Origin of the sequence: Sphingomonas sp. Ant20 (genome assembly GCF_000783375.1) — a bacterium.
GTDB lineage: Bacteria > Pseudomonadota > Alphaproteobacteria > Sphingomonadales > Sphingomonadaceae > Sphingomonas > Sphingomonas aerolata.
Map to the genome: position 1 here is coordinate 29681 of NZ_JRVI01000060.1, position 23810 is coordinate 53490.

Annotated in this window: 20 protein-coding genes, 6 pseudogenes and 1 riboswitch; of the genes and pseudogenes, 14 read left to right on the plus strand and 12 right to left on the minus strand. The window is 66.6% G+C overall.

Features of this window, described 5'->3' with window-relative positions; translation table 11 throughout:
• Positions 1-51 precede the first annotated feature (51 nt).
• A complete protein-coding gene (locus tag NI18_RS10025) occupies positions 52-1881 on the minus strand; it encodes an ABC transporter ATP-binding protein/permease (RefSeq protein WP_052149115.1) in 1830 nt (609 codons plus the stop codon).
• Between the two features lie 121 nt (positions 1882-2002).
• Here NI18_RS10025 and NI18_RS10030 point away from each other — a divergent pair, with 121 nt between their 5' ends.
• Positions 2003-2233, plus strand: coding sequence for a hypothetical protein (locus tag NI18_RS10030; protein WP_037529814.1), 231 nt, complete (start codon positions 2003-2005; stop codon positions 2231-2233).
• Positions 2234-2378: 145 nt separating this feature from the next.
• Here NI18_RS10030 and NI18_RS10035 read toward each other — a convergent pair.
• From NI18_RS10035 to crtY, 4 genes and pseudogenes are all read right to left on the minus strand, one after another.
• Positions 2379-3325, minus strand: a pseudogene (locus NI18_RS10035) (phytoene/squalene synthase family protein).
• Positions 3326-3473: 148 nt separating this feature from the next.
• Positions 3474-4055 carry a TIGR00730 family Rossman fold protein gene (locus NI18_RS10040; protein WP_037529815.1) on the minus strand — a complete coding sequence of 194 codons (582 nt, stop codon included), beginning with the start codon at positions 4053-4055 and terminating at the stop codon, positions 3474-3476.
• Between the two features lie 198 nt (positions 4056-4253).
• Entirely contained in the window at positions 4254-5732 is a 1479-nt protein-coding gene (locus NI18_RS10045) for a phytoene desaturase (RefSeq protein WP_031394044.1), read from the minus strand.
• Positions 5729-6895, minus strand: a complete 1167-nt coding sequence (crtY, locus tag NI18_RS10050) for a lycopene beta-cyclase CrtY (protein WP_037529816.1) — start codon at positions 6893-6895, stop codon at positions 5729-5731. Before crtY ends, NI18_RS10045 begins: the two co-directional genes overlap by 4 nt.
• A gap of 369 nt (positions 6896-7264) precedes the next feature.
• On the opposite strand from crtY, the gene NI18_RS10055 reads away from it, so the two are divergent.
• Positions 7265-7693, plus strand: a complete 429-nt coding sequence (locus NI18_RS10055; protein WP_306286340.1) for a GNAT family N-acetyltransferase — start codon at positions 7265-7267, stop codon at positions 7691-7693.
• A gap of 296 nt (positions 7694-7989) precedes the next feature.
• On the opposite strand, the gene NI18_RS10060 is transcribed toward NI18_RS10055, so the two are convergent.
• Entirely contained in the window at positions 7990-8304 is a 315-nt protein-coding gene (locus NI18_RS10060; RefSeq protein WP_052149116.1) for a hypothetical protein, read from the minus strand.
• A 409-nt stretch (positions 8305-8713) separates the two neighbouring features.
• On the opposite strand from NI18_RS10060, the pseudogene NI18_RS23305 reads away from it, so the two are divergent.
• The 4 genes and pseudogenes from NI18_RS23305 to thiC all read left to right on the plus strand — a co-directional run.
• A pseudogene (locus NI18_RS23305) lies at positions 8714-9081 on the plus strand (sterol desaturase family protein); the annotation flags it as partial.
• On the plus strand, positions 8987-9436 hold the full coding sequence (locus NI18_RS10065; protein WP_244654865.1) for a DUF2141 domain-containing protein: 450 nt from the start codon (positions 8987-8989) through the stop codon (positions 9434-9436). The pseudogene NI18_RS23305 and the gene NI18_RS10065, both read left to right, overlap by 95 nt.
• 69 nt (positions 9437-9505) lie before the next feature.
• Entirely contained in the window at positions 9506-10354 is an 849-nt protein-coding gene (locus NI18_RS10070; protein WP_052149117.1) for a MipA/OmpV family protein, read from the plus strand.
• Positions 10355-10455: 101 nt separating this feature from the next.
• Positions 10456-10565, plus strand: a riboswitch (TPP riboswitch).
• A 39-nt stretch (positions 10566-10604) separates the two neighbouring features.
• Positions 10605-12525: pseudogene (thiC, locus tag NI18_RS10075) on the plus strand (phosphomethylpyrimidine synthase ThiC).
• A 55-nt stretch (positions 12526-12580) separates the two neighbouring features.
• Here the strand turns inward: thiC and NI18_RS10080 are convergent.
• A complete protein-coding gene (locus NI18_RS10080) occupies positions 12581-12886 on the minus strand; it encodes an alkylphosphonate utilization protein (protein ID WP_031439303.1) in 306 nt (101 codons plus the stop codon).
• 25 nt (positions 12887-12911) lie between these two features.
• Positions 12912-13037 carry a hypothetical protein gene (locus tag NI18_RS26855; protein WP_260171387.1) on the minus strand — a complete coding sequence of 42 codons (126 nt, stop codon included), beginning with the start codon at positions 13035-13037 and terminating at the stop codon, positions 12912-12914.
• Between the two features lie 168 nt (positions 13038-13205).
• On the opposite strand from NI18_RS26855, the gene NI18_RS10085 reads away from it, so the two are divergent.
• Together NI18_RS10085 and NI18_RS10090 are read left to right on the plus strand one after the other, a co-directional pair.
• Positions 13206-13754 carry a hypothetical protein gene (locus NI18_RS10085; RefSeq protein WP_042466426.1) on the plus strand — a complete coding sequence of 183 codons (549 nt, stop codon included), beginning with the start codon at positions 13206-13208 and terminating at the stop codon, positions 13752-13754.
• Positions 13747-14384 (plus strand): annotated as a pseudogene (locus NI18_RS10090) (YbhB/YbcL family Raf kinase inhibitor-like protein). The gene NI18_RS10085 and the pseudogene NI18_RS10090 overlap by 8 nt, the downstream one beginning before the upstream one ends.
• 43 nt (positions 14385-14427) lie before the next feature.
• Here the strand turns inward: NI18_RS10090 and NI18_RS26860 are convergent.
• From NI18_RS26860 to NI18_RS10100, 3 genes are all read right to left on the minus strand, one after another.
• Positions 14428-14556, minus strand: a complete 129-nt coding sequence (locus NI18_RS26860) for a hypothetical protein (RefSeq protein WP_268745752.1) — start codon at positions 14554-14556, stop codon at positions 14428-14430.
• Between the two features lie 335 nt (positions 14557-14891).
• Positions 14892-15902 (minus strand): GGDEF domain-containing protein, encoded by a 1011-nt coding sequence (locus tag NI18_RS10095; RefSeq protein ID WP_327195633.1) that lies wholly within the window; start codon positions 15900-15902, stop codon positions 14892-14894.
• Between the two features lie 95 nt (positions 15903-15997).
• Positions 15998-16528 (minus strand): peroxiredoxin, encoded by a 531-nt coding sequence (locus tag NI18_RS10100; protein WP_031439307.1) that lies wholly within the window; start codon positions 16526-16528, stop codon positions 15998-16000.
• A gap of 91 nt (positions 16529-16619) precedes the next feature.
• On the opposite strand from NI18_RS10100, the gene NI18_RS10105 reads away from it, so the two are divergent.
• On the plus strand, positions 16620-17450 hold the full coding sequence (locus tag NI18_RS10105; RefSeq protein WP_031439308.1) for an inositol monophosphatase family protein: 831 nt from the start codon (positions 16620-16622) through the stop codon (positions 17448-17450).
• 190 nt (positions 17451-17640) lie between these two features.
• On the opposite strand, the pseudogene NI18_RS10110 reads toward NI18_RS10105, so the two are convergent.
• Positions 17641-19763, minus strand: a pseudogene (locus tag NI18_RS10110) (AsmA family protein).
• Between the two features lie 199 nt (positions 19764-19962).
• On the opposite strand from NI18_RS10110, the gene rpmI reads away from it, so the two are divergent.
• The 5 genes and pseudogenes from rpmI to pheT form a co-directional block, all read left to right on the plus strand.
• Entirely contained in the window at positions 19963-20166 is a 204-nt protein-coding gene (gene rpmI, locus NI18_RS10115; RefSeq protein ID WP_031395289.1) for a 50S ribosomal protein L35, read from the plus strand.
• Positions 20167-20185: 19 nt separating this feature from the next.
• Entirely contained in the window at positions 20186-20551 is a 366-nt protein-coding gene (gene rplT, locus NI18_RS10120; protein WP_031395288.1) for a 50S ribosomal protein L20, read from the plus strand.
• 244 nt (positions 20552-20795) lie between these two features.
• Positions 20796-21137, plus strand: coding sequence for a GIY-YIG nuclease family protein (locus NI18_RS10125; protein WP_031439310.1), 342 nt, complete (start codon positions 20796-20798; stop codon positions 21135-21137).
• Positions 21138-21159: 22 nt separating this feature from the next.
• The gene (pheS, locus tag NI18_RS10130; protein ID WP_192008174.1) at positions 21160-22254 is read left to right on the plus strand and encodes a phenylalanine--tRNA ligase subunit alpha; all 1095 of its coding nucleotides are present in this window, start codon (positions 21160-21162) and stop codon (positions 22252-22254) included.
• Positions 22251-23810, plus strand: a pseudogene (gene pheT / locus NI18_RS10135) (phenylalanine--tRNA ligase subunit beta); the annotation flags it as partial. The gene pheS and the pseudogene pheT, both read left to right, overlap by 4 nt.

The window sequence follows — 23810 nt, forward strand, 5'->3', positions numbered from 1 at the left end:
GACGTCTGCCAACTGGGCCCCGGCTGCGGGGTGGAAGACGGAGCGGCGACGCTATTCTGCCGCGAGCGCCCCCGCGTCATCGCCAGCACGCTCCTGCGCCTGGCGGTTCCACATTTCCGCATACACGCCCTCGCGCCGCAGCAACTCCGCATGCGTGCCCTTCTCGACGACCCGCCCCGCCTCCAGCACGACGATCTGGTCGGCATGCACCACGGTCGACAGCCGGTGCGCGATCACGATCGTCGTGCGGCCGCGCTCGATCGCCTCGAGCGTGTCGAGGATTTCCGCCTCGGTGCGGCTGTCGAGCGCCGACGTCGCCTCGTCGAGGATCAGGATCGGCGGGTTCTTGAGCAGCGTGCGTGCGATCGCCACGCGCTGCTTCTCGCCGCCCGACAGCTTGAGGCCACGCTCGCCGACGCGCGTTGCATAGCCCAGCGGCTGGCGTTCGATGAACCCCGCGATCGCCGCGCCCTTCGCCGCCGTCTCGACCTCGGGCATCTCCGCGCCCTCGCGGCCATAGGCGATATTGTAGCCGATCGTGTCGTTGAACAGCACCGTGTCCTGCGGGACGATCCCGATCGCCGCGCGCAATGATGCCTGGCGCACCTGCGCAATGTCCTGTCCGTCGACGGTGATCCGCCCGCCCGTAAGGTCGTAGAAGCGGTAGAGCAGCCGCGCGAGCGTCGACTTGCCCGCGCCCGACGGCCCGACCACCGCGAGCGTCGATCCCGCAGGCACGTCGAGTTCGAGATCACGCAGGATCGGCCGGCCCGCATCATAACCGAACGAGACATTCTCGAACCGGACATGACCCGCGCTCACCGCCAGCGCGGGCGCATTGGCCACGTCGACGACGGAAGCGGGCGTGTCGATCAGGTCGAACATCGCCGCCATGTCGAGCGCGCCCTGGCGGATCGTGCGATACACCATGCCGAGCAGGTCGAGCGGCCGAAATAGCTGCGCCAGCAGCGTGGAAACGAAGACCACGTCGCCCGCCGACGCCTCGCCCCGGCTCCACCGCCACACGACGAAGCCCATGCCGCCCGCGAGCATCAGATTGGTGATCAGCGCCTGGCCGAGGTTCAGCCATGCGAGCGAATTTTCGCTCTTCACCGCGGCTTCGGAATAGGCGGTGATCGCGCTGTCATAGCGCTTCGCCTCGCGCTCCTCCGCGCCGAAATATTTGACCGTTTCGAAATTCAGCAGCGAATCGACCGCATGCGCGACGGCACCGGTATCGAGGTCGTTCATGCGTGCGCGGAGGGCATTGCGCCAGTCGGTGACCATCCGCGTGAACGCGATATAGCCGACCACCATCACGACCGTCGCGACGACCAGCGGCCAGCCGAACTTGGTCCAGAACAGGCCCAGCACCAGCACGAGTTCGAACAGCGTCGGCGCGATGTTGAACAGCAGGAAATACAGCATCGTGTCGATGCTCTTGGTCCCGCGCTCGACCACCTTGGTCACAGCACCAGTGCGCCGTGACAAATGGAAATCGAGGCTCAGCGCATGGAGATGGCGAAACACCTGCGCCGCCAACCGCCGCGACGCGTCCTGTCCGACCCGCTCGAACACCGCGTTGCGCAGATTGTCGAACAGCGTCGTCCCGAACCGCGAGGCCGCATAGCCGACCACCAGCAGCGCGACGAGCGTAAGCGCGCCGCGGTCATTCCCCGCCATCCGGTCGACCGCATATTTCAGGGTGAAGGCCGCGCCGAACACCTGCACCAGCTTCGACGCGATGACGAGCAGCATCGCGACGACGATCCGCACCTTCAGCTTCGGCTGCCCCGCCGGCCACAGGAATGGCAGAAAGCGACGGAGCGTCGGCAGCAACGGCTGGTCCGCGCGGGTGGAGGTGTAGGTATCAGGGGGCATTGCTGGTGGTGATGTAGGCGTGGTCAAGCCCCGGCGAAAGCGGTTGACGGAACAATCCTGCCACTTCGTCGCTTTTCATACCGTGTCCAACGCCGGGCACGGCGATCCACTGGAGAATGAAATGGAACCGCTGTTCTACGTCATGGCCATCATGGGTTGCAGTGACGGCAATATGAACTGCACCGAGGCACGGGTCGTGCCGGCGCGGTACGAAACCATGGCGCAGTGCCGCGCGGCGCTTCCCGATCAGCTCGCGCAGAACACCGACGTCCCCTATCCGATGATCGGCGCCAACTGCCGCACCGCGGGCGCGCATATCGCCGTGACAGGCAAGGCCAAAGCACGGGGCTGATCCGCTCGTGTGGGGGTCACCGCCCGTCCCCCCCTCCGTTCGTGCTGAGCGAAGTCGAAGCACAGGCCCCGAACGGATGCCCTTCGACTTCGCTCAGGGCGAACGGAAGGGGCAGGGACAGACGTTGAATGTGCTAGGGCCGGATCTACCGCGGTCGTGTCCACAGCCTCGGATCCCGCGGCGTCCGCGGATACAGCCGCTCCCGCGCCGCCGCCTCCCGCGCGGCTCTGGCGATAAACCCCAGCTTTTGCGCCCCCGACGTCGTAACGCGGTGATCCCAGGCATGCTCGCCACGCGCCGCGACAGCCCGCCCGATCGCGCCATAGATGCCGGCCGCTGACAGCACGGCCCAGGCCGACCGAAACGACAGCGCGGGCGTGCCCTCCCGTGCGCTCGCCTCGAACGCCGCCGCGCGGTCCGCCATCCGCTTCGTGAGCACCGCGAGGCGCGCGCGGAACGGCGGCTTCATGTGCTGGCCGGGCGGAAAGTCCATCTCGACAAGCCAGTCCTCGGGCAGGTAGCAGCGCCCGACCCGGTCGTCCTCCTCGACATCGCGCATGATGTTGGCGAGCTGGAACGCCATTCCCAGGTCACAGGCGCGGTCGAGTGTGTCCTCGTCATCGGGATCGACGCCCATCGCGATCGCCATCATGCAGCCGACACGCCCGCGACATGGTAGCAATATTTGTACAGGTCGTTTTCGGAGCGCGGTCGCCACTCGCGCGCATCGAGCGCGAAGCCCTCGACCAGGTCGCGCGCGAACCGCTTGGGCATCCGCGTCTCGGCCGCGACGATCCGCAGCGCGTCGAATGCGGGCTCGCCGACGACCTCGCCCGCCAGCGCCTGCTCGGTCATCGCCGACAGCGTGACGAGCCGGGCCGGGGCATCGTCGACCACGGTCATGCCGTGCCCGTGATCCTGCCCGTCGGCGATATCGTCACACCGCCGGCACCAGGCGTAGAGCAGCCACGCCCGTTCGCGCGTCGGCTTGTCGAACAACAGGCTGGCGGCCGCGAAACTCTTCGATCCGCGCGCGATCGACTCCTTCGCCGTCGCGACGATCGCTTCGCGGGTGGGGGAGGGGGAGGTCATGCCGTCACCGTTACTACCACCCCGGCGAAGGCCGGGGTCCAGGTGGGAAAGCGAGTGTAACAACGCTTAGAGCGAGCCAATCCGCGTCCCCCAACTGGGCCCCGGCCTTCGCCGGGGTGGAGCAGGATAGTGTGCGGCCTCAAGACGCTCACAGATCCGACGCGTTCATCCGGACGATCGGCTGCGTCGGCACATGCTCCGCCATCCGGTCGAGCAGCAGGTCGAGCGTATCCGCGACGATCAGCAGGTCACGGTGCTGCGGTCGCAGGAAGCCGACCTCGCCCATCTTGTCCCAGAACGCGATCAGATGGTCATAATAGCCCGCGGTGTTTAGCAGCCCGACGGGATCCGCATGATAGCCGAGCTGCGCCCAGCTGAGCGCCTCCCACAGCTCGTCCATCGTGCCCGTACCGCCGGGGATCGTCACGAACCCGTCCGACAGGTCGGTGAACATCTGCTTGCGCTGGTGCATGCCCTGCACGACGTGGAGTTCGGTCAGCCCCCGGTGCGCAACCTCCGCATCGACCAGCGCCTGCGGGATCACACCGATCACCTCGCCGCCACCCTCAAGCGTGCCGTCGGCGATCGCGCCCATCAGGCCGGTGCGGCCACCGCCATAGACGAGGCCGATTCCGCGCTCGGCAAAGGTCCGTCCCAGCGCGCGTGCGCCTTCAATATACAGGGGATCAGCCGGCGTCGCCGACCCGCAATACACAGCAAGTCTTTTCATGTGGCCTCGCTAGGGGAAGCGCGCGTGGTGCCGCAAGAAAAGAATGGGTTCGCGCGGAGACGCGGAGGCGCGGAGGTGTTGCAGTCCGGACAGCGCTTGCGCTGTCTTCACGCCCGCTCCGCCATGGGTTGGAGACGCGGTCGCTTCGCAACACGCGCATCACCTCCGCGTCCTCCGCGCCTCCGCGCGAACAAACCCTTACTGCTCGCCCTCAAGCATCAACCGCGCCGTCGCCTTAGCACTCCCGACGACGCCCGGAATCCCCGCCCCCGGGTGAGTCCCCGCGCCGACGAAGTACAGGTTCGGGATATGATCGTCGCGGTTGTGCACGCGGAAATAGGCGCTCTGCGTCAGCACCGGCTCGAGCGAGAAGGCCGAGCCCAGATGCGCGTTCAGATCCTGCGCGAAATCCTTCGGCGCATAGCTGAACTTGGTCACGATCCGGTCGTGGATGTCGGGGATCAGCCGCCGACCGATCTCGTCGAGGATCCGCTTCTCCAGGATCGGGCCGATCTCGTCCCAGTCGACCGGGAACTTGCCGAGATGCGGCACCGGCGCGAGCGCGTAGAAGGTCGAATGCCCCTCCGGCGCCAGGCTGGGGTCGGTGACGGTCGGATGGTGCAGATAGAGCGAGAAATCTTCCGCCAGCACGCCGTGATCGTAAATGTCCGACAGCAGCCCCTTATAGCGCGGCCCGAACAGGATCATGTGGTGCGGAATGCCCGGCCACGTGCCCTTGATCCCGAAATGCACGACGAACAGCGACGGGCTGTACTTCTTGCGCTCGAGCGACGCCTTGGTCCGCTGTCCGCTGCGCGACGTCGCCAGCAGGTCGCGATAGGTGTGCATGATGTCGCTGTTCGCCGCCACCGCATCCGCCTGGCCCGACCAGCCGCTTGCCGTCGTGACCCCGGTCGCGCGGTCGCCCAGCGTCTCGATCGAGGTGACCGGGTCGTCGAGCCGCAGCACGCCGCCCAACCGCTCGAACTGGGTCACCAGCGCCGCGACCAGCCGGTTGGTACCGCCGCGCGCGAACCACACGCCGCCGTCGCGCTCCAGCTTGTGGATCAGCGCATAGATCGCGCTGGTCGTCATCGGATTGCCGCCGACCAGCAGCGTGTGGAACGAGAGCGCCTCGCGCAGCTTCTCGGACTTCACGAAGCTCGACACGATCGAATAGACCGAGCGCCAGGCCTGGTATTTCGCCAGTGCCGGCGCCGCCTTGATCATCGATCCGAAGTCGAGAAACGCGACATGGCCGAGCTTCTCATAGCCTTCGTGAAACACGCCGGCGGAATAGGCGAGGAACTTCTCATAGCCCGCCCAGTCGCCCGGATGCAGCTTCTCGATCTCCGCCCGCATTTGCGTATCGTCGTTGGTATAATCGAAGTTCGTCCCGTCCGCCCAGTTCAGCCGGTAGAAGGGCAGCACCGGGTCGAGCGTCACGTCCGCGCTCATGTCGTGCCCGCTCAGCGCCCATAGTTCGCGCAGGCAGTCGGGATCGGTGATGACGGTCGGGCCGGCATCGAAGGTGAAGCCGTCGCGCTCCCAGTAATAGCCACGCCCGCCCGGCTTGTCGCGGCTCTCGACGATGGTCGTCTGGACGCCTGCGGATTGCAGCCGGATCGCGAGCGCCAGCCCGCCAAACCCTGCGCCGATGACGATAGCTGTCTTCATGATCTCATACTGCCTGCGATGGCGCGGACGGCGCGCACGATGGGGACGGGGGGCTTGCCGGTCAGGATCCGCGCCTTGTCGGTCATGGTCGAACGTCCGGCATAGAAACGGCCTATCAGCGAAGGGGAGAGACGATAGAAGCGCTCGAGGATCCGGTAGCGTTCCTCGGGCTCCGCCGCGCGGAACAGCATCGTGTCGAGCATCCGGTAGAAACCGCGACTCTTCCACGTCGCCTGCGCCATCGCATAGGTCGCGTCATGCAGCCGTGCGCCCGAGAAATCCCCCAGCGCCGCGATCATCGACGCGGTCCGCACCGCATCGGGCAGCGAATAGCCGGTGGTCGGGTGGAACATCCCCGCGCGCATCCCCGCCTTGGCGACGCGCGCGCCGGTCGAGCGCCAATAGGCCTCGAAATCGCCGCCCATCGCGACCGGCAGCACGCCCGATTCCTCGCGCTCGATCCGCTTCACTGACCAGCCGCGCTCGGCGACATAGGCATCGATCCGGTCGCGCAGCACGGGCAGATCGAGATCGGGCGTGTCGCTGTAATAGGTGTCCTCGACGAACATCCGCCGCGCCTTGAACGGCAGGCAATAGACGAAGCGATAGCCGTCGAGCTGTTCGACGCCTGCATCCATCACCATCGGCCGCGGCGCCTTGTGCATCGCGTCGAGCAGCATCTCGCGTCCGAGAAATTTCTGCCACGCCAGATCGAGCAGCGTGAGGTCGCCCGGCCCGCGCGCGTCGATCACCCCGGTCGCTTCGATCCGGTCGCCGTCGCTCAGCACCACCGCGGTCGCGCTCGCGCCGCTGACCTTGCGGTCGAGCATCAGCGCGTGCGGCGGCAGGACGCGGCGTACCTCGCGGTCGAGCTGGACGCTCTCGATCGAATTGTAACGCGCGTCGATGGTCCGCGCATGCCCTGGAAAGCGCACGTCATAGCCCTGCCAGCCATGCACCACGAGCGGCGCGACGATCCAGCGGTCCGCCGCCGCCACGTCGCTGTCGAAGAACGACCAGAGGTGATTGCCACCGACCGTCGGGGCGGCATCGACCAGCCGCACGTCGAGCGCCGGATGCTTCGCTTTGAGCGCCAGCGCGATCATCCCGCCGGCCAGGCCCGCGCCAACGATCGCGACGTCGCAGGAGATCGTCGATGCCATGGCTCCGACTAGCGCAAACCGGCGCCTGCGAAAACAGCCTTTCCCGCCCAATCGCACGCGAAGACAACCTGCATTGCCGGCCCCCCTGCCTCTTCCGCCACCGAGGCGATCCCCCTCGGGTTACCGCCTTCCGCTGCCACCGCGCGGCGGACGCGAAGGGACGGGGAGCGCCAGGTCGGGCATGGCGCGCCGCCGCCATCTCCGCCACTATGTCCATGCCAGATCCGGAGCCGCCATGCCCCCTCACACCCGACCGACGCTTCGCCAGCACCGCACGCCGGCCCCCGCCACCCCCAGGCGCCGACGCTGGCCACGGCGCGCCTGACGCTGACCGGCCATGTCCCTGCCGATCTCGACGACTGCGCCGCGATGTGGGCCGATGCCCGCGTCTATGCGATGATCGGCGGCTCGCCGCGCAGTCGCGAGGAGGTGTGGATCCGGTTGCTCCGCTCGATCGGGCAGTGGACCGCGTTCGGCTATGGCAGCTGGATCGTGCGCGAGACCGCGACCGGCCGGCTGATCGGCGAGATGGGGTTGATCGATGCGCGGCGCGCGATCCTGCCGCCGATCGACGGTCCCGGTGCGATCGGCCCCGAAATGGGCTGGACGCTGACCGGCGACGCGCAGGGCCAGGGCTATGCGTCGGAGGCTATGGCGGCGGTCCTGGCCTGGGCCGACCCGCGCATCGCCGCCACGACCTGCATCATCGACCCCGGCAACGCGCCCTCGCTCAGCCTCGCCGAGCGCCTCGCTACCGCCTGCGCATCGAGGGTCGTTATCGTGACGCGCCGATCCTAATCCTCGACCGGCGCGCCTGACCTCGGTTCCGGACGCTCGGCGGACAGGTCGAGCGATGCTGGCCGAGGAACTGCGCGGGTTTTTACGGTACCGGGCAGCCGCAAGTCGTCGCTGCTGCCCGGCACCGTGTGCGGTGCGCGCTCTTTTCCGGATCAGCCGGGAGCGCTCATGCCCATGTTTACGCGCTGGCGATCAGTTCGCCGGGACCTTGATGAACGGGTCATAGCTGTAGGTCTTGCCCGACATCGAGAAGACGACGCTGTACTGGTAGGACCCCTGTCCTGTGCCGTTGTTGATCACACAGGTCCAATAGATGCGCCCGCGGGCGTCGTCTGTTTTTCAAGATTCTGGAATACACTATTCGGCGGGTTCTGCGTGCATTGACCGGTAAACCCGGTGATTGCGATATTATCGGCGGGATTGATGGGATAGACGGTCCACACCAAGACGTCACCGGCATTGCACGGCGTCGTCAACTCGTTGCCACCCTCGGACGTGCCTTCATAGCCCGTCGTGTCGATCATATACAGACCCTGGGTGATGGTCTGGCCACTGGCCGTCGACTGAGCTGTTTCCACATCCACAGCAATCATGATGTTGATGGTTGCCATATCCTCATCTCCTAAATTTATAGTATCGAGATGGCCTGTCTCCGACATGGCGTCAGACTTTCAAACAGGCGTTATCGTCGTAATGGAGCAATGTTCTGCTATCCGGATCTGAAATTCGTTGACCTGAGTGAAATTTCACATTGCAAGGCGTCAATGAGACTTCAACAACCGAGTTGTTGGCGCATGAATTCTGCAAAATCGATAAAGTTATGATGAGGATTCGGTGTTCGGACATAGATCAGGGCGGCGTCAAGTTTGCAGGCGCACAGGCCGTCGCGCTTTGCAGCCGCGTACCCGGATGCCGCCGGTATCGATCATTTTGCGGGGGCGATAGGCTAGAGTGAGTGCAAACAGGTGGAGCACCGTCCGGGTGTGGTCGACCTAGGATCTGAATGGCAACGGCGTTCGATCCGGTCCCGTTGCTGTGATAATTCCGCTACGGGTCGTCGCGATTCCGACCCTGGCGGTGCGCTCGGTTTGGCTCTGACGGTCATGACCGTTATGGAGGGGGCCAATCCGATGGGCCGGGAGGTTTTTCCCCGGTTCATGTGGAGGGGAGCATTGGGGACATGGCTGATCACGGCCAGCCACCATCAGCCACATCATGAACGATACAGGTGCAATTATGAGCTCACTTTCCGGTTCTGGGATCGGCTCTGCGGCACCGACCGGGAGCACGGCGATGCGGGCAGCTCGCATGCCAAGGCTGCCGCGCGTGCTGGCGGCGGCCGCGGTCTGGGCCGTTCTGGCGGCAGCGAGCCCGGTCACGCGGCTTGACGTCGAGGTCGACAATCTCCGCTCGGCCAAGGGGTTGATCCGTATCTGCCTGACCGCCGACCCCGATAATTTCCCCGCCTGTGTCGACGATGCCAAGGCACTGACCCGGACCCTGCCCGCCGCGGTCCGGACGACGAGCTTTCCGGGCCTGCCGCAGCGTGGCTATGCGCTGGCGATCATCCATGACGAGAACAGCAACTCCAAGCTCGACACGATCGCGGGTATCCCGCGCGAGGGCTATGGCTTCTCGAACAACGCGGCGGTACGCTTCGGACCGCCGCGCTTTTCCGCAGCACGGTTCATGCTCGCCGGTGATGCCGAAATGCAACAGGTTAGGATGCGTTACATCTTCTGACGGATTGCAACGGACCGAATGGGGTTGCCCCGCGTTGCGCGGTGGAACCTTTTTGTCCGGAGCCCGTCCTTGCGCGCATTCTCACTCGTTCTGACTGCCGCAACCGCGGCCGTCGCCCTCGCCACGCCGGCACTTGCGCAGACGGATCCCAATCCGACCCCGCCAATCACCGATCCCGCCGACAACAACCGCATCACGCTCGGTCTCGGCGTCGCGTCGCTTCCCGATTACGAGGGTGCGGACAGCAACAGCTTCACCCCCGGCGCGGTCGCGATCGGCACGATCCGCGGGCATGACTTCTTCACGCGCGGTACGCAGCTCTATGTGAACCTGATCCCCAATACCGGGTCGGTCGGGATCAACTACGAAGTCGGCGTTATCGCCGCCGTCCGCACCGATCGCACGGGCCGGGTCGACAACCGGCAGGTCCGCGCGCTCGGCAAGATCGACACGGCCTATGAAGTCGGCGGCTTTGTCGGCATCGGCAAGACCGGCGTCATCACCAGCGATTACGACACGCTGACCGCGCGTGTCGCCTATATCCACGACGTGTCGGGCACGCACGACAGCTATGTCATCACCCCGCAGGTCAACTACACGACGCCGCTGTCGGTCCGCACCCTGGTCGCCTTCGGCCTGTCGGCGGATTATGCAGGCAAGGGCTTTGGCCGGACCTATGCCGCGGTCACGCCGATCGGCACGATCAACAGCGGTCTGCGCACCTATGACATCAACGACAGCGGCTTCCGCCGGGTCAACGTCTCCGCGTTTGCTTTGCAGAGCCTGTCGGGCGATCTGCGCCGCGGCTTCGGCGTCGGCGCAGGGGTGCTCTACGGCCGCATGCTCGGCAAGTACAAGGACAGCCCGATCGTCGCGGACGCGGCGATGCCGACCAGTGGCTCGGCGCGGTGGGCCTGACCTACACCTTCTGATCGCAACCCGCCGATCGATCCGAAACCCCGTGCGGCCCGGCCGTGCGGGGTTTTTCCGTTTGCGCCCCCGTCCGTTGCGCCTATGCTCGCCCTACCCCGGGGGAGCGCCGATCCGCGCTTGAGAGGAAGGCAGGAGCCTTCGACCCGCTGAACCTGATCCGGTTGATACCGGCGGAGGGAGGGAGCGGTCGCCACAGAACCGCATGCCTTGCTCCGAGACCTTTAGGAGCAAGCGCATGGCCGATTACGATCCCCGCATCCCGACCGCCGACATCGGCGTCACCACCGGCCCGATCCGCGGCTCGCGGAAGATCCATGTCGCGGTGCCCTCCAGCCCCGACGTCCGCGTCGCGATGCGCGAGATCGTGCTCGACCCCAGTTGCTCCGAGCCGCCCTTGCGCGTCTACGACACCAGCGGTCCGTACACCGACCCCAGGGCGACGATCGACATCACGCCGGCCTGCCGCAACTCCGCCGCCAGTGGATCGAGGCGCGCGGCGACGTCGAGAGTTACGACGCGCGCGCGGTCCGGCCCGAGGATAATGGCCAGCTCGGCCCCGACCGCTCGGGCGGCGTCCCGCAATTTCCCGGCAGCATCAAGCGCCCGTTGCGCGCCAGGCTGGCGCCAATGTCAGCCAGATGCATTACGCACGCCGTGGCATCATCACGCCCGAGATGGAATATGTCGCGACGCGGGAGAATCTCGGCCGCGCGATGCTGAAAGAGTATAAGCGCGACGGCGAGAGCTTCGGTGCGTCGATCCCCGACTTCGTCACCCCCGAGTTCGTCCGCGACGAGGTCGCGCGCGGCCGCGCGATCATCCCCAACAACGTCAACCACCCCGAATCCGAGCCGATGGCGATCGGCCGCAACTTCCTGGTCAAGATCAACGCCAATATCGGCAATTCGGCGGTCGCGTCGAACGTCGCCGCCGAGGTCGACAAGCTCGTCTGGTCGATCCGCTGGGGCGCGGACACGGTGATGGACCTGAGCACCGGCCGCAACATCCACGACACGCGCGAATGGATCCTGCGCAACAGCCCCGTGCCGATCGGCACCGTGCCGATCTATCAGGCACTCGAGAAGGTCGGCGGCGTCGCCGAGGATCTGACTTGGGAGATCTTCCGCGACACGCTGATCGAACAGGCGGAGCAGGGCGTGGATTACTTCACGATCCACGCCGGCGTGCGCCTCGCCTATATCCCGATGACCGCCAAGCGGGTCACCGGCATCGTCTCGCGCGGCGGCTCGATCATGGCGAAATGGTGCCTCAGCCACCACAAGGAGAGCTTCCTCTACGAGCGCTTCGACGAGATCACCGAGATCATGAAGGCGTATGACATCGCCTATTCGCTCGGCGACGGGCTGCGCCCCGGCAGCATCGCCGACGCGAACGACGAGGCGCAGTTCAGCGAGCTCTACACGCTCGGTGAACTCACGCACCGCGCATGGAAGAGCGACGTCCAGGTTATGATCGAGGGCCCCGGCCATGTGCCGATGCACAAGATCAAGGAGAATATGGAAAAGCAGCTCGAGGTCTGCGGCGAGGCGCCCTTCTATACCTTGGGGCCGCTCACCACCGACATCGCGCCGGGTTATGACCATATCACCAGCGGCATCGGCGCGGCGCAGATCGGCTGGTACGGCACCGCGATGCTTTGCTACGTCACGCCCAAGGAGCATCTGGGCTTGCCCGACCGCGACGACGTGAAGGTCGGCGTCGTCACCTACAAGCTCGCCGCACACGCCGCCGACCTCGCCAAGGGTCACCCTGCCGCGCAGATGCGCGACGACGCGCTGAGCCGCGCGCGCTTCGAGTTCCGCTGGCGCGACCAGTTCAACCTGAGCCTCGACCCCGATACGGCCGAGCAATATCACGACCAGACGCTCCCCGCAGAAGGCGCCAAGACCGCGCATTTCTGCTCGATGTGCGGTCCGAAATTCTGCTCGATGAAGATCACGCAGGAGGTGCGTGACTTCGCCGCCAAACAGAACGGCCCCGCCGACACGTTCCTAGCGGCCGATATCGATCAGACCGACGCCAACCGCGCGATCTTCGCCAAGGGTGCGCATGCCGACGCAGAAAAGGGCATGGCTGAAATGAGCGAGAGGTTCCGCGAGAAGGGCAGCGAGATCTACCTCCCCGCGGACGTCTGATCCGCCACATCCCGAACTCCTCCCCCGGCAGGGGGAGGATCAGGGGGTGCGTCCGTTACCGCTTGCGCACGAACTCCGCGCGCAGCACCAGACCCTTGATCCCCTCATAGCGACAGTCGATCTCCTGCGCGTCACCGGTCAGGCGGATCGCCTTGATCAGCGTGCCGCGCTTGAGCGTCTGGCCCGCGCCCTTGACGGTCAGGTCCTTGATCAGCGTCACCTGGTCGCCGTCCGCCAGCACGTTGCCGACCGAGTCGCGGACCACGACCGTGTCGTCGTCCGCCGCGCGGGTCGTGGATGCGGCGTCGGCGGCGACCCATTCGCCGCTGGCCTCGTCATAGACGTAATCGTCGTCCGCCATCGTCATCGTCCTGTTTCGTGCCGGATCACTTGAGCGTCGTCATCTCGACGGGCTTGCCCTTGGTCGTCGGGTTCGACGCGTTCGCCTTGGGCTCCTTCTCGGCCTTGGGCTTGCGGACTTCCTTGTTCGATTTCTTCTGGCTCTTGGCCATGATGCTGCCCTTCCGGCGGGGCGGAGCGCCCCGGGACGGCGACGATACACGCTTGCACTCGCGCATACCCGTAGATTCGGATCGTCGAGTCGCCCCGGCAGCGCCGGCATCGCGGGCAACCTCAGCCCGGTCGGCGCGTTGGGATGAAAAGACCATGAGGGGGCTGCGATGCATATCGGATCCGGGGCTGCGCCGATCACCCTGTCGCTGCGTGCGGGGATGGCAATGCTTGCCATGGCCGTGTCAGGCTGCAGTGCGGGCGACGATCCCCAGCAGACCGCTGCGGTCGCCAACTTCACGCCGCCTGCCACGCGGACGCCGACCCCCGTGGCGGGGCAGGCGCAGACCACGCCGCTCACCGCCTATGTCGGCAAATACCCGCATGACGCGGTCGATGGCGTCGATTTCTTCGATCGCACCGAGGTGGCCGGCGGGTTGCTCGCGGTGGTCGACGATGCCCGGCTGCGGTCGCTGATCCGCGGACGCTCGGGACCGCAGACGCCGATCTTCCAACGGGGCCGGCGCATCGCCTCCTGGGGGTGCGAGGCACATAACTGCGGCGATCACAACTGGATGGTCGCGATCGATCCGGCGGGTGGGACAGCGCAGGCCTGTTATCACGATGCCGGCACGATGCGCGATCAGAGCCGCTGGTATGCCGATGGCGCACCGGTCCTGCGCCCTGGCGCCTGTCCTTCGGAGGGTAACGATGCTTGAACACATGCCTGCCTGGCTCGGCCACGCACTTAAAGGATTGCGCGCTGGTGCCGACGCGTTGGTGATCGCCCGGTCCGGTCTCGGGTCGGCGCGCAGGCCGGCACGGGGTTCGCGACGCTCGACCTGACCAGCCCCGCCTTTGCGCATGAGGGGCGGTTGCCGCCGCGGTTCACCGCCGATGGTGACGGGGTGTCGCCGCCGCTGGTCTGGAGCGTGCCACCTGCGGGCACCGCCGCGCTCGCGCTGATCGTCGAGGATGCGGATGCGCCGACGCCGCAACCGCTGGTTCACGCGATCGTCTGGCATATCGCTGCCGATGGGCTGCGACTGGCCGAAGGTGCGATCGCGGCCGACGGCGCAGGGACGCCCGACGGCGATGTCGGGCGCAATTCATATCTGCGCGAAGGCTGGCTGCCGCCCGATCCGCCGACCGGGCATGGCGAACATCGCTACGCCTTCCAGCTGTTCGCGCTCGATGCGGCGCTGGGCGATCCAGGCGTGTCACCGGGCCGCACCGCGCTGGTCGAGGCGATGTCGGGACATGTGCTCGCGGCGGGGTTGCTGATCGGGACCTATTCGCGCGAGGAGGCCGCGCCCGTCGGCCCCGCTTCTTCGGCCATGCTGGCCTGACCGCGACCCGCGCCTGGCGGGCAGGGATCCCCCGCGCTGCCGATCAGGCGAACGCTGCGGCATGAGTCGCGATCAGCAGGACGGTGGTCGAGAAGGCGACGATGCCGACGAGCAGGCCGCTGTCCCGCAGGCGGTCGGGCCGGTATTGGCCGCGATGGAGGTGATGAAGCATGATGCAGTCTCCGCAGTCAGGCCGGATCACGCGATCGGGATGATCGGCGTCGCTGCGCTGATCGCGATGCCGGCGAAGACCAGCGCCCCGGCGAACGAGAGGAGGATGCGCTTGGCGGATTCGAAATGGATCGAGGACATGGTGGCTTCCCTTCGGTGATGGCGGCGTCCGGACCATCCGGCTGCCGATATCCCCTGCTTTGCACACCCCGTGCCAGTTCCGTATCCGGCTGAATCAGCGCGGTTTTTCGCAGCAGCCACGCAGCAGTTGGGATTTTGCGCCACACTTATCCGGTGAACGGCGCCAAGGATCGGTGCCGCGGACCGCCGCGCGGATCAGGCGGCGCAGATCCGGTCGCGCCCGTCGCCCTTGGCAGTGTAGAGGAGCCGGTCCGCACGGGCGAACGCGCTCTCGGCGGCTTCGTCCGCATGGATCGCGGTGACGCCTGCCGAAAAGGTGATCTGGCCGAGCGGGGAATCGGTCTCGCGATTGCGGAAGCGTTTGGCGGCAACGATCGCGCGGACCGAATCGAGCAGGCGCGCGGCGTCGCTCAGGCTGACGCCGCACAACAGCACCGCAAACTCCTCGCCGCCGTGCCGCACGACGAGATGCCCTTCGCACCCCGCCGCGATCATCTGGCCGATCGCGGTCAGCACCCGGTCGCCGACGCCGTGGCCGAACGCGTCATTGACGCGCTTGAACCGGTCGACGTCGCATACCGCGAGGCAATAGGGGCCTTTGTCCGCGTCGCGTGCGCCGAACGCCTCGTCGAACGCGCGCCGGTTCGGCAGGCCGGTCAGCGTGTCGCGTCGTGCGCTGTCGCGGGCCTCGATGAGCTTGGCCCGCAGGACGTCGGTCTCGTGCTTCGCCTTGGCCAGCCGCACCTCCGACTCGCGGATCCTGCCGATCATCGCGGTCGTGATCCGCGTGATCTCGTCGATCTCGGCCAGTCCCGGCGACGTCGTGATCGCCGCCGCGCTTTCGGCCAGGTCATGGCCGAAGCCGCGGGTCTCGGCGTGGATGCTGTGCATGATCGTCGCGAATCCGTCGACATGCTCCTGCGTCTCGGCGACCAGCCGGTCCGCCTCCCCCTCGCGCAGCGCGGGATCGCATTGGTCGTCGGGGTCGACGGTCGCGGGCGTATCGGTAACCTGTCCGCCAAGCGCCTCGATATCCCTGCGCAGCAGCCGGACGCCGCCCTCGGTCAATCGCGCAACCTGCGCCGCGAGCGGGCCGTCGGGTGCCGACAGCACGGCATGCGCGAACGCATAATGCGACGGATCCGGACGCAACCGGTGCTTACGGAGGAATCGGCCGATCTGGTCGAACAGGTCCTCCGTGCTCACCTGTTGTGCGCCCTGCGCGTCCCGCATGTCATTTGCCCCCGTTTCGCCCCCGGAATAGAACGATAAAGGTTAGCAACGCGTGACGATTTGCGGATCTATCGGCGGTTAAGCGTCTCAACTGCGGCCAGCGTCGAACTGACATGCTCGGCCGGGTTCATGTCGTCGTGAACAAAGGCGACCCGGCCGTCGCGGCCGATCACGTAACTGGTGCGCTTCGTGACGTCGCGTCCCATCACTTGCTTGCCGAGCGCGACGTCATAGCCGGCGACGACCTTCGGCCCTGCACTGGCGACCGCGAACTTGCCCGCGCATTTCTCTGCCGAGAATTTGCTCAGCGTCTCGACGTTGTCCGCCGACATGCCGATCACCGTCGCGCCGGCCTTCTTGAACGCGGGGACCGCCTCGGCAAAGGCATGCGCCTCGGCATTGCAGCCGCCGGTATAGGCCGCGGGGAAGAAGTAGAGCACGACGGGGCCCTTCTTCAGCTGTTCGGCGAGGTGGACCGTGAACACCTTGCCGGCGATCGCGCCGCGCGTGGTGAAGTCGGGCGCCTTCGCACCGGGCGCGAGCGCCGCGACTGCGGGGGTGGCGACGAGGAGGGCGGCAAGGGTCGGGACGAGGCGCATGGGGCTATACTCCGGTATGATCGCAGTGACGTACGCCCGCTCGCGGCATCCGTCCATTGCTCGCGCCGTACCGTATCGATAGGCAGGGCGCATGCCAGTGACCCAAGCCGATATCGACCTCGCGCACCGCCTCGCGGATGCCGCGGGCCACGTCATCCGACCCTATTTCCGCCACGAGCACGGCGTCGAGATCAAGGACGACCAGTCCCCCGTCACCCGCGCCGACCGCGAGGCCGAATCGGCGATGCGCCGGCTGCTCGACGCCGAACGCTCGGGCGACGGCATCGTCGGCGAGGAATTTGGCGAGAAGACCGGTGTCACCAACCGCAAATGGGTGCTCGACCCGATCGACGGCACGCGCAGCTTCACCGTCGGCCGCGCGATCTTCGGCACGCTGATCGCGCTGGTCGAGGATGGCTGGCCGGTGCTCGGGATCATCGACCAGCCGGTCCAGCGCGAACGCTGGGTCGGCGTCGCGGGGCGTCCGACGACGCTGAACGGCGTGCCGGTGCGCACCCGGGTCTGCCGCGAACTGGCGGGATCGACGATCGCGACGACCAGCCCGCATTTGTTCGGCGAGGCTGACGTCCCGCATTATCTCGCGCTCGTCGCGGCGATCTCGGGCGGCAACCCGCGCCAGGGGCCGGTCTATGGCGGCGACTGCTATAATTACGGGCTGCTCGCGAGCGGGCATCTCGACGTCGTCTGCGAATCGGGTCTCCAGCTCTACGACTTCGCCGCGCTGGTCCCGGTCGTCGAAGGCGCCGGCGGGATGATGTGCGACTGGAACGGCGACCCGCTGACCGCGGCGAGCGAAGGCCATGTGCTCGCGATCGGCGATCCGGCGCGGCTGGACGACGTGCTCGAGGCGATGCACCGGATCACGGGTGATGCGCATGACCATGGCGGTCACGACCACTGAGGCCGTCATGGCGGGAAGGCTGGCGTTACGCCTCGCACCCCGCCTGATATCCGTCATCCCGGTGAAAGCCGGGACCCACGGACACGGAACGGTCGCTAACCGCGCTGGCCGAAACCATGGGCCCCGGCTTTCGCCGGGGTGACGGGGGCCAGTGAGGTGAGCGGCGCGGGTGAGACCAAAGCCGCCGCCCTTAGAAGATCCCCAGAAACTTCTTCTTCTGCCCCTTCTTCTCCGCCTCGGACGCCTTGCCATCCTCGCCCTTGGCGGTCGTCCCGCGGCCGACATCGTCGCGCGTCTCGCCCTTGGTCGTCCGCTGCGCCTTGGCGGTCGCGCCGGCCAGCACCGGGCCGCACGCGGTGGCCTTCGCATCGCCGACATCGACGAACGCGAGCACACCCGCGACCGGCGTCGCCACCAGCGCGAGGCCCAGCCCGGTGCCGACGCGGGCGAGCAGGTCCTTCGACACCACGCTCATTTTCGGTGCCGCGAACACCCCGCCAAACCCAACCGGCGACTGGCCCGCAAACAGGCTGAACTTCTTCGAATCGGCGCGGAAGGCGAGGTCGACCGCTTCGTTGCGGAAGCTGAACCCGCCGCGGCCGACGATCACGTTCTTCTTCGTGTCGATCAGGATCGGGTCCGCTGCCGCCACACCGCCGCGCACGGTGAAGCCGATCAGGCCGCAATTGACCTGGACCGGCTCGTCGAGCTTGCCCTGGAACATGCGCTGCGCGAACGTGCCGATGTCGAGCTCGGCGAGCTGGACGTTGCGCACCGACAGTGCGCCCGACGGCATCACGAACGCGATCCGGCCGCGTGACGACGCCAGCGAATCATGGATCGAATCGCCGCGCCCGTCGAGCTTGATCCGCCCCTTGATCGTCCCGGTCGTCCCCGCCTCGGCAAGCCCATAGCCCTTGAGCAACCGCCCCATCGGCGTCGGCGCGAGGCGAATGTCGTAGGACACCGCGCTCGGCCGCGACCGCGTGTCGAAGACGCGTCGGAGGCGACGTTGCCGCGCGCCATCGCAAACGTCAGTGGCGACAGCGCCAGCCGCCCGCGCTCGAGGTCGAGCGTCAGATCGACGTTCGAGATCGGGATGTTCTTCGATCGCACTACGCCGATCGTCCATTTCAGGTCGGCATCGAAGATCTGCATCGTCTCGACCGGGAAATTCCCATCGGGCAACAGGCGTTGCGCGCCCGCGCCGGTCGCGGCGGCGGCCGCCACCGCGCCGCGGCTCTCGACGATGTCGGGATTGTAGCCGATGAACGGCGCGGCATCGACGATGTCGAGGCTCTTGGTCGCCAGCACCGAATCGAGATGGATGCGTTCGCCATTGGTGATCGTCAGCTTGCCCGCCAGATCGGTCTTCCCCGCCACGCCGGTGATCCGCGTGAAATGATATTCCTCGCCCTGTTTCACGAGCTGCCCGCGCAGCCGATAGGTGCGTGTGTTCGGGATCGCGACGTCGATCACGCCGAGCAGGGTCGACAGGTTGGCGCCGCGCGCGGTCACCGCGAGCGGCACGTTCTCGACGTCCGCTATGCTCGGCAGCGTGCCGGCGACGTCGATCACGTTGCCCGCCGCGCGCATCCGCGCGACCAGCTTGTTCTGTCCCCGATTGGCGGTCGCGTCGGGCGACAGCAGCTGCGCGGTCACCGTGAACGGCGTCTCGCGCAGCTGGCCGGTGCCCTTGAGGCCGACCGCGCGGCCGATCGTCGCATCGACCGAGCGGATGTCGGCGACGTCGAGATTGGCGAGCACGCGCATCCGCGGGTCGAGATAGCGCACGCTCGTCCCCGTCACCGTCGCCACGTCGATCCGCGGGAATTCGAGCGGCTCGCCGCCCTTCTTGTCGCTGAACGTCCAGCTGTTGGCGGTATGCGCGGCATTCCATTCAAGATCGACCGCGCCGTTGACCAGATCGAGCCAGTAGAGCCGCCGCTTGCCGAAGATCAGCGACAGCGGCGCGATCCGCGTGTCGAGCTTGTCCGCCTGGAACAGGTTGGGCCGGCTCGCCCAGTCGGGGTTGGAGAGCGTGAAGCGCTCGGCATAGAATTTGATTCGGAACGGCGCGAAATAGAGCTGGAAATCGCCGCCGACGGTCACCGTGCGGTGGGTCATCGACCCGACGATCCGCTCGAACGGATGCTTCAAGAAGCGACCCTTGGTGATGTAGAGCACCAGCCAGATGGCGGCGATCACCGCGAGGATCCCGATCAGAATGTTGCGCAGGATCCGCCGTTTGCGCCTCTTCTGCGCCGCGGCGGGCGGGGGGGCGTCGATCGGCTGCGTCGGGCTGGCGTCCATGATAAGCCTATCGCATGGCGGGCGTAGCGGTTCCACTATGGTCGGATGCCGCATTAATCCGGGAATGCGACTTGAGATTTCGGACCGATGCGGGTATCGGCCCCGCTTCCTCGAAGGGATGCGCGTTCGACGAATCGCCCGGCCAGTGTGGGCTGCCGCGGCGATTTCAGCGTTTCCCTTCGTAACCGAAAGGATAAAAATGCCCAAGCTGAAGACCAAGAGCGGCGTCAAGAAGCGCTTCAAGCTCACCGCCACCGGCCTGCTCAAGCACGGCGTCGCCGGCAAACGTCACCGTCTGGCGCATCACAACGGCAAGTACATCCGTCAGAACCGCGGCACCAAGCTGCTGTCCAAGGCCGATACCGCAGCAGTGAAGGCCTGGGCGCCTTACGGCCTGCGTTGAGCTGAGAAGGAATTAGACAATGGCACGCGTAAAACGGGGTGTTACCACCCGCGCCAAGCACAAGCGTATTTTGGTTCAGGCGAAGGGCTATTATGGCCGTCGCAAGAACACCATCCGTATCGCCCGTCAGGCCGTCGAAAAGGCCGGACAGTACGCATATCGTGACCGCAAGGTTAAGAAGCGCACCTTCCGTGGCCTGTGGATCCAGCGCATCAACGCCGGCGTCCGCGCCGAGGGTCTGACCTATTCGCAGTTCATGCACGGCGTGAAGCTGGCGGGTATCGAACTCGACCGGAAGGTCCTGGCCGACATCGCGATGCACGAGGGCGCAGCCTTCAGCGCGATCGTCGCACAGGCGAAGGCAGCACTTCCCCAGGCCGCGTAATTCGCGACTGAGGTTGGGTTTGAAAAGGGCGCCGGTGGGAAACCACCGGCGCCCTTTTTCGCGTTTGGGGTTCGCCAGCCCGTCATCCCCCCTTCCGTCATCCCGGCGAACGCCGGGACCCACGGTTACGGCGGACCCGGCGAAAGCGTGCTACCATCATCCGGCCCGCAACCATGGGTTCCGGCTTCCGCCGGAATGACGGATGTAAGAAATCTGGGGAAGGGCGATCAAGGGGGAGCAAGAAATGCGCGAAACCTTCCAGCCCTGCGTCTACATCCTCGCCTCCCGCCGCCACGGCACGCTCTACATCGGCGTCACCTCAAACTTGCTCGCGCGGCTGGTTCAGCACCGCGAGGGGTTGATCCCCGGCTTCACTCACCGGTACGGCATCAGGCGTCTCGCCTATTACGAGATGTTCGACACGATGGAGGCCGCGATCGTTCGCGAGAAGCGGCTGAAGGAGTGGCGAAGAGCGTGGAAGATCGAACTGATCGAAGCGCGCAACGAAAATTGGGACGATCTGGGTATCGGTCTGGGGCTGCCCCGCCTACCCGATCTGCCGACCGAACCCGCCCTGGGAGTATGACGTGACGCAAGACCTGAACCAGATGCGCGAACACATGTTGGCGGCGATCGCCGCGGCATCCGGCCTCGACGCGCTGGAGGCGTGCCGGGTCGAGGCGCTCGGCAAGCAGGGCACGATCACCGCGCTGCTGAAGACGCTCGGCAAGATGACCCCCGACGAGCGGCTCGTGCAGGGCCCGATGATCCAGGGTCTTCGCGAAGCCGTCGCCAATGGCATCGCAGAGCGCAAAGCGACGCTCGAACGCGCCGCGCTCGACGCGCGGCTCGCCAGCGAAACGCTCGACATGACGCTGCCCGCCGACGCGCCCATGCCCGGCACGATCCACCCGGTCAGCCAGGTCATGGACGAACTCGCCGAGATCTTCGCCGACCTGGGCTTCGCGGTCGCGACCGGGCCCGAGATCGAGACCGACTGGCATAATTTCTCCGCGCTCAACATCCCCGAGACGCATCCGGCGCGCGCGATGCACGACACCTTCTATCTCCAGCAGGGGATCAACGCGAAGGCCGCGGGCACCGCCGACGAGAAGACGACCTTCTCGCTGCTCCGCACGCACACCTCGCCCGTCCAGATCCGCACGATGCTGAGCCAGAAGCCGCCGATCCGCATCATCGCGCCGGGCCGCACCTACCGCTCGGACTCGGACGCGACGCACACGCCGATGTTCCACCAGGTCGAGGGCCTCGTGATCGACAAGGGCATCACGCTCGGCCATCTGAAGTGGACGCTCGAGACGTTCGTGAAGGCGTTCTTCGAGCGTGACGACATCGTCCTGCGGATGCGCCCGAGCTATTTCCCGTTCACCGAACCCTCGGTCGAGATCGACGTCGGCTACACGCTGGTCAAGGGCAAGCGTGTCGTCGGCGGCGCGGAGCCAGACGGCTGGCTCGAGATCCTGGGCAGCGGCATGGTCCATCGGAAAGTGATCGAGGCGTGCGGGCTCGATCCGGACGAGTGGCAGGGCTTTGCGTTCGGCTGCGGGATCGATCGGCTCGCGATGCTCAAATACGGCATGGACGACCTCCGTCCGTTCTTCGACGGCGATATCCGCTGGCTGAAACATTATGGTTTCTCGAGCCTCGACGTCCCCACTTTGTCGGCAGGAGTCGGCGCATGAAGTTCACGCTCAGCTGGCTCAAGCAGCACCTCGACACCACCGCCACGCTCGACCAGATCGTTGACGCGCTCACGCGTATCGGCCTCGAAGTCGAAGGCGTCGAGAATCCGGGCGAGAAGCTCGCCGCGTTCCGCATCGCCAAGGTGCTCAGCGCCGAACGCCACCCGCAGGCCGACAAGCTGCAGATCCTATCGGTCGACGCCGGTGATGGCCCGCTGCAGGTCGTCTGCGGCGCGCCCACGCGCGCGCCGGGCTGGTCGGCGTGTTCGGGGCGCCCGGCGCGTACGTCCCCGGGCTCGACGTGACGCTCAAGCTCGCGAGCATCCGCGGCGTCGAATCGAACGGCATGATGTGCTCGACGCGCGAACTGGAACTCGGCGAGGATCATGACGGCATCATCGAACTGCCCGCGGACGCGCCGATCGGCACGCCGTACCCCGATTATGCCGGGCTCACCGATCCCGTCATCGACGTCGCGATCACACCCAACCGCCAGGACTGCATGGGCGTCCGCGGCATTGCGCGCGACCTCGCCGCGGCCGGCATGGGCACGCTCACGCCGCTGATCTTCGATCCGATCGTCACCGACGGGGCAGGGCCATCGGTCCGCACCGCCGACACCGCCGGCTGCCCCGCCTTCTTCGCGCAGACCGTCACCGGCGTGCGCAACGGCGAGTCGCCCGACTGGATGCGCCGCAGCCTGCTCGCGATCGGCCAGAAGCCGATCTCCGCGCTCGTCGACATCACCAACTATCTGATGATCGACCTCGGCCGCCCGCTGCACGTCTATGACCGCGCCAAGCTGTCGGGCGGCCTAGTCGCGCGGAAAGCCAAGGACGGCGAACAGGTCGTCGCGCTTAACGGCAAGACCTACACGCTCGACGAAACCATGACCGTCATCGCCGACGACGTGGCCGTGCACGACATTGGCGGCATCATGGGCGGCGAGCATTCGGGCGTCTCCGCGAACACCACCGACGTGCTGATTGAATGCGCCTATTTCGATCCCGACCATATCGCGCGCACCGGCCAGAAGCTCACGCTCACCTCCGACGCGCGCAGCCGCTTCGAACGCGGCGTCGACCCCGCCTTCCTCGACGACGGCCTGGCGATCGCCACCGCGCTCGTGCTCCACGTATGCGGCGGCACCGCAAGTGAGGTCACGCGCTCGGGCGAGCCACCGCTCGAACCTCGCGTCGTGCACTACGACCCGCGCCTCAGCGCCGACCTAGGCGGGCTCCACGTGGCCCCCGAACGCCAGGCCCGCACGCTCCTGTCGCTCGGCTTCACGATCGGTGCGATCAAATCGGCCGACGCGTTCAGCGACGCGCTGTTCTCGACGATCGAGGGCAAATGGCCGGTCACGGTCCCGAGCTGGCGCCGCGACGTCGACGGCCCCGCCGACCTCGTCGAGGAAGTCGTCCGGATCGAGGGCATCGACAGCATCCCCTCGACACCGCTGCCGCGCCTGCCCGGCGTCGCCAAGCCGACCGCCACGCCCGAGCAGAAGCTCGAACGCCGCGCGCGTCGCGCCGCCGCCGCCCGCGCCTCGACGA

Coding starts and splice junctions, on each gene's coding strand:
- rpmI (WP_031395289.1), top strand. CDS start 19,963: ATGCCCAAGCTGAAGACCAAGAGCGGCGTCAAGAAGCGCTTCAAGCTC.
- pheS (WP_192008174.1), top strand. CDS start 21,160: ATGCGCGAACACATGTTGGCGGCGATCGCCGCGGCATCCGGCCTCGAC.
- NI18_RS10055 (WP_306286340.1), top strand. CDS start 7,265: ATGTGGGCCGATGCCCGCGTCTATGCGATGATCGGCGGCTCGCCGCGC.
- NI18_RS10030 (WP_037529814.1), top strand. CDS start 2,003: ATGGAACCGCTGTTCTACGTCATGGCCATCATGGGTTGCAGTGACGGC.
- crtY (WP_037529816.1), bottom strand. CDS start 6,895: ATGGCATCGACGATCTCCTGCGACGTCGCGATCGTTGGCGCGGGCCTG.
- NI18_RS26855 (WP_260171387.1), bottom strand. CDS start 13,037: ATGGCCAAGAGCCAGAAGAAATCGAACAAGGAAGTCCGCAAGCCCAAG.
- NI18_RS10100 (WP_031439307.1), bottom strand. CDS start 16,528: ATGCGCCTCGTCCCGACCCTTGCCGCCCTCCTCGTCGCCACCCCCGCA.
- NI18_RS10105 (WP_031439308.1), top strand. CDS start 16,620: ATGCCAGTGACCCAAGCCGATATCGACCTCGCGCACCGCCTCGCGGAT.
- NI18_RS10080 (WP_031439303.1), bottom strand. CDS start 12,886: ATGGCGGACGACGATTACGTCTATGACGAGGCCAGCGGCGAATGGGTC.
- NI18_RS10125 (WP_031439310.1), top strand. CDS start 20,796: ATGCGCGAAACCTTCCAGCCCTGCGTCTACATCCTCGCCTCCCGCCGC.
- NI18_RS10085 (WP_042466426.1), top strand. CDS start 13,206: ATGCATATCGGATCCGGGGCTGCGCCGATCACCCTGTCGCTGCGTGCG.
- NI18_RS10025 (WP_052149115.1), bottom strand. CDS start 1,881: ATGCCCCCTGATACCTACACCTCCACCCGCGCGGACCAGCCGTTGCTG.
- NI18_RS10045 (WP_031394044.1), bottom strand. CDS start 5,732: ATGAAGACAGCTATCGTCATCGGCGCAGGGTTTGGCGGGCTGGCGCTC.
- rplT (WP_031395288.1), top strand. CDS start 20,186: ATGGCACGCGTAAAACGGGGTGTTACCACCCGCGCCAAGCACAAGCGT.
- NI18_RS10065 (WP_244654865.1), top strand. CDS start 8,987: ATGCGGGCAGCTCGCATGCCAAGGCTGCCGCGCGTGCTGGCGGCGGCC.
- NI18_RS10040 (WP_037529815.1), bottom strand. CDS start 4,055: ATGAAAAGACTTGCTGTGTATTGCGGGTCGGCGACGCCGGCTGATCCC.
- NI18_RS10060 (WP_052149116.1), bottom strand. CDS start 8,304: ATGGCAACCATCAACATCATGATTGCTGTGGATGTGGAAACAGCTCAG.
- NI18_RS26860 (WP_268745752.1), bottom strand. CDS start 14,556: ATGCTTCATCACCTCCATCGCGGCCAATACCGGCCCGACCGCCTGCGG.